Origin of the sequence: Methanocorpusculum petauri, from assembly GCF_026891975.1 — an archaeon.
Lineage (GTDB): Archaea > Halobacteriota > Methanomicrobia > Methanomicrobiales > Methanocorpusculaceae > Methanocorpusculum > Methanocorpusculum petauri.
The window spans coordinates 1-4402 of record NZ_JAPTGB010000036.1; the positions used below are offsets into that span (position 1 = coordinate 1).

A 4402-nucleotide genomic window follows, 5' to 3' on the forward strand; every position below is an offset into this window, starting at 1 on the left:
CCCCCGCGCCCCCCCCCCCCCCCCGGGGCAATGTGCCTGAGGCACATTGCATATAGTGCGCGGAGCGCACTATATTATGATTCTTGGTTAACATAGAGCAATGCGAAATTTTGAATTTTGATAAAAAGAAAATTATAGCGCATATTTTAATTTTGGGAATGGATTTCGTTTCTTTGCTCTGGTGTGTTTCTCTCGAATTTGTACTTTGTTGTAAGGGGAAATTTTTGTTATTTAAAAATACTTCAAAGTTACGGTTATTTTCGTGATTTGTGTTTAAAATGAGTCTCTTTTTGAGATTGAAGTTAAATTTTGTTGAAACACCCGCATAAATAGTAAAAGGTTGATTTGTTTAAGTAATTGAATGAGGAGGTGAGAGTTTTGAGTTATGAAGATTTTCCTTTTGAGGACGTATCAGAGGATTTAGAGATTTCAGATGATTCTTTCGGAGATTTAGAGGATGAATTTGATGATTCCGGTTGTGATGATGATTCGGATTTTGGGGATGGTGTCTCTGTTGATCTGGATGATGAAGATTTTGAAGATGCGGAGGTGTAGGATTATGAATAAATATCCTGTGATGGCGCTAAAAATTTATGATGTTGAACGTCGTAAATATAGATTGGTCTCGATTTCTACATCTTGGCGGTATTTGCTAAGTGTTCTTAGCTCAAAGTATCCCGGTAAACGTTGGATAATTACCGCTGCAAGTAGTCCTGTTAAGGCTAAGGCTTACGCGCGTCTTTGAACCTCCTATATAATATAAGCGGTGTCGCTATCGGTTTTTGAAAAAAGAAAAGCACTCTTCCGCGGTGTTTAGATGGTGCGGAAGAAGACGGTGGTATTCATGCCTTTTGCGCCGAAGAATTTTTTGCAGAATTCTGCGGCAATGGTCGGCGGATATTCTTTGCAGCTGAAGATGTCAATGTATGCTGCGTTGGTGTCGTTGGCAAAGTGTGCGGAGAGCAGTGAGGTTTCGATTAACTGGGTCATTGAGTATCCGGCGACGCGGTCGCAGGGGCCGAAGTGAATGATCTGGGGTTCGCCGAACCGGTGCATCTCAATGAGGTCTGCAAGTTCAAGTACAAACTGGTGGATTTTGTCTGCATCGCGAATCGTTGCAGGGTCGCAGTTCTTGAGATCGATTGAGGTACAGAGGCCCCAGCAGTTCTCTTCTTTAAATTTCGCAATGACCTCGGAATCGGTCATGCCATTTGCTACCATCTGTTTCATAGGCTTAGGGTTTTCTCCATACTTCTCAAAGTCCCGGCCACACGCAATTTTTTTCCTGCCGGGAATCTTTGGATGATAATAGGTCAGTGCCTGCATATTTAAAGATACCTGAGGGGGAAAGTCCCGCAAAATTGTTAAAAATGACTTCTACTGACTTTGTTTGTTTAAATTGGCATTCTGCTGTCTGTTTGCCAATAAATTTTAATTTTACATGATTATACTTCTCAAAATCAAATTTGGCAGGATTTGACGCGAATAAAAAAATGAGGTTTTCAGGGGCGGTGCGCCCCTGCATGTTTATATAGTTTGGGTGGGGTGTGTCTGGTTGTATGCTTCTTTTGCTTTGGGGCTGTTCTGGATGATGCGGCGGGCGGTGCGGATGACGGAGGGGGCGTCGGTTTCGGGGATGGTGGTTATGAGGTCGGTGAGGATGGTAAAGCATGCGTCGCGAACCGGTTCTTCATAGTTGTCGAGGTGGGAGAAGACGGAGAGGATGCCGGTTGAGATGTATTCGTTGACGCGGGCGAGTGTGGTGAGGGAGGAGGCGAGGAAGGTGCGGCCTGTGTCTGTTTCCAGGGAGAGTTTGCGGTTTGCGGCGAACCGGAGGTAGAGGGATCTGCTTTCGCCGGCCTGTTCGATGTGGAGGTTTCCGCTTTGTTCTATGCGTCTGAGGTAGGTGACGGTGTCGGGTGATGAGGATGCGGCGGTTGCGGCGAGGAGGTTTTCCCAGGCGACGGGGTCGGGTGCGGCACGGGCGAGTTCGGTGTCGAGGAGGCTGATCCGGTCGGGTGCGGTGCTGGAGAGGTAGAGGGTTAGGGCTGTCATCCGGTCGGTTGCGCAGGTTGCGGTTTCGTATGCGGTTTTGAGGAGGGTGTGGATGTCGGGGGTGTCGAAGGCTGCGAGGTAGGTGAGGATGAGGTTTTTGACGGCACGGGCTTTGAAGATGCGGGCGAGTTCTGCGGGTGCGGTGGTGGTACTTTTGGGGATGTTATAGACGGTGTAGAGTGCGTTGAGGCGCTGTTTGCCGAGGGTGTCGGATATGGTTCTGATGATTTTCTGTTTTGCTGCGTGGAGGTCGGTGTAGCGGTAGGAGTAGGCAGGGTCGCTTGCGTACTCGAAGATGGTGAGGGAGAGTGCACCGGTGTTTTGCATTGTGGTGTTGTCGGTGAGGGTGTTGATGTACCAGCTGATGAGCCGCGGGTCGGGGACTGCGGCGGGGTCGCGGCAGAGTTTGTTCATTTCGCGGTCGATGAGGGTCTGATAGGCGAGGAACCGGCTGATGGTGTCGGTGTCATATTTGAGCTGGAGGTGGAGTTCGTCGTCGGATGCGGTGCTGTTGATGCGGATGTAGGCGGTATGGCCGGGGTTCCAGACTGCTACGGCGAATGCCCCGGCGCAGGGGACGGAGAATGTCTGGTGCGGTCCGTCGATTTTCTGGAGGAATTCGGCGGCGACTGTGCCTTTGTCGGTGAGGAGGGTGCCTGCGAGCGGGAAGATCCAGGGGTCCTGTTCGTCGAATCCGGTCTGGTCTACGGTGATTGTGGCGGTTTCTTCGTCGGGGTTGTAGGCGGCGGTTGCGGTGACGACGGGGTAGCCGGTCTGGGTGAGCCAGCGGCCTGCCATGGTGGAGAAGTCGATTCTGCCGATGTCGCCCATGGTTTGGAGCCAGTCGCGGGGGGAGGCGTTGCTGTCGGCGAATCTGCGGTGGTAGAGGTCAAGTGCCCAGGCAAAGGCGTGTTTGCCGAGGATGGTCTGGATCATGCGGGTGAATTCGGGGGCTTTGACGTAGGTGACGGAGGTGATGAGGTCGTTGGGGTCGTTGAAGCCTTCGGGCTGGATGGGCATGGCGGCGGCTCCGGTGTCGAGGGAGAAGGTGCCGGTGCCGGGGGTGTAGAGCTGGAGGATGTTCTGGAGCCGGATGTAGTCTGCGCCGAAGAGGAAGGAGAGGTAGTCGTCTTCGATCATGACGGTGACGGCTTCGTTGAGCCAGATGGCGAAGGGGGTGTCGCCGGTGATGCTGGATCCGTTGAGGTTGTGGTAGAATTCGTGTTGTTTGACGCCGATCATGTATTCGTAGGCGGGGTCGGTGATTTCGGGGTCGGGCATGATGCGGTTCTGGATGATGGTGGTGTTGCCGGTGTTTTCCATGCCGCCGAAGTCTGAGTTTTGCATGGAGATTTCGCGGTAGACGTCGTAGGGGTACTGGTAGCCGAATACGAGGTCTGCGGCGAGGTGTGTTATCTGGCGGCGGATGGGGGCTAAGGCGGTTTCGGGGTTGCCGGGGTTGTCGGCGATGATTTTGTCGCGGGTTTTGCAGAGCCGGTAGAGTTCGAGCCGGATGTCGGGGGATTCGTAGCGTTCGGGGCCGGTGAAGAGGCAGGTCCAGAGGATGCTGTCGGCGAGGATGTCGAGGGCGGCTGCGGCGTTTGCGGGGTCGGCTCCTTTGGGTGCGAGGAGTTCGAGCCGGATGGTTTTGCCGTCGGGGTATTCGAGGGGGCGGGTGAAGGTGTCCCAGGTGCCGACGCCGAGGAAGAAGAGGTAGGGGGGCATGGGGTGGTCGTTTTGGTAGGTGATGATGTCGCGGGTTTTGTCGTAGGGGGCGCGCGGGCTTTTGATGTTGCCGTTGCTGATGAGGTTGGTGTAGCGGCTGTCGGCGATGATGGTGGTGGTCCAGGTGCTTTTTGCCCGCATGTCGTCGATGCAGGGGGCGATGCGCTGGAATCCCCATTGCTGGCACTGGGTTATCTGGGTTTTGGGGAGGTTTTGGGGTGTTGCGTCGTAGTAGAGTCCTTCGAGGATGTTTGCGGTGGGGCGGCAGGTGGTTTCTGTCCAGAGGGTGAGGTGTGCGCCGCGGTGGGAGGGGTGGGGTAAGGGTATGTGGAGGAGGTCGTTTTGGTAGGTGTAGTGTGCGGGTTTTCCGTTGAGGCGGATTTTTTGGATTTCGAGGTTTTTGGCGTTGAGGGTGAGGGTGGTGAGGGTGTCGGCGAGGGTGAGGAAGGTGGTTTCTGCGATGACGCGGGTTTGTGTTTCGGTGATGTCGAAGGTGAGGTTGATGTGGCGGACGGAGACTTTTGGTGCGGGGAAGTCTGCGGGGTGATAGCGGTATTCTGTTGGGGACATGTGTTGTGGCTGTTAGTTTGTTGGTGGGGGGATATGAGTGTGTGGGTGGGGG

At 53.7% G+C, this 4402-nt stretch carries 4 protein-coding genes; 2 read left to right on the forward strand and 2 right to left on the reverse strand.

Annotated features, from left to right (window positions below; genetic code table 11):
- The first annotated feature begins 378 nt into the window (after positions 1-378).
- Entirely contained in the window at positions 379-555 is a 177-nt protein-coding gene (locus O0S10_RS10300; protein ID WP_268925794.1) for a hypothetical protein, read from the forward strand.
- Positions 556-559: 4 nt separating this feature from the next.
- The gene (locus tag O0S10_RS10305) at positions 560-745 is read left to right on the forward strand and encodes a hypothetical protein (RefSeq protein WP_268925795.1); all 186 of its coding nucleotides are present in this window, start codon (positions 560-562) and stop codon (positions 743-745) included.
- Positions 746-813: 68 nt separating this feature from the next.
- Here the strand turns inward: O0S10_RS10305 and speD are convergent, their stop codons facing one another.
- Entirely contained in the window at positions 814-1230 is a 417-nt protein-coding gene (gene speD, locus O0S10_RS10310; RefSeq protein WP_268925796.1) for an S-adenosylmethionine decarboxylase, read from the reverse strand.
- Positions 1231-1527: 297 nt separating this feature from the next.
- The gene (locus O0S10_RS10315) at positions 1528-4350 is read right to left on the reverse strand and encodes a M1 family metallopeptidase (RefSeq protein ID WP_268925797.1); all 2823 of its coding nucleotides are present in this window, start codon (positions 4348-4350) and stop codon (positions 1528-1530) included.
- Positions 4351-4402: the final 52 nt, after the last annotated feature.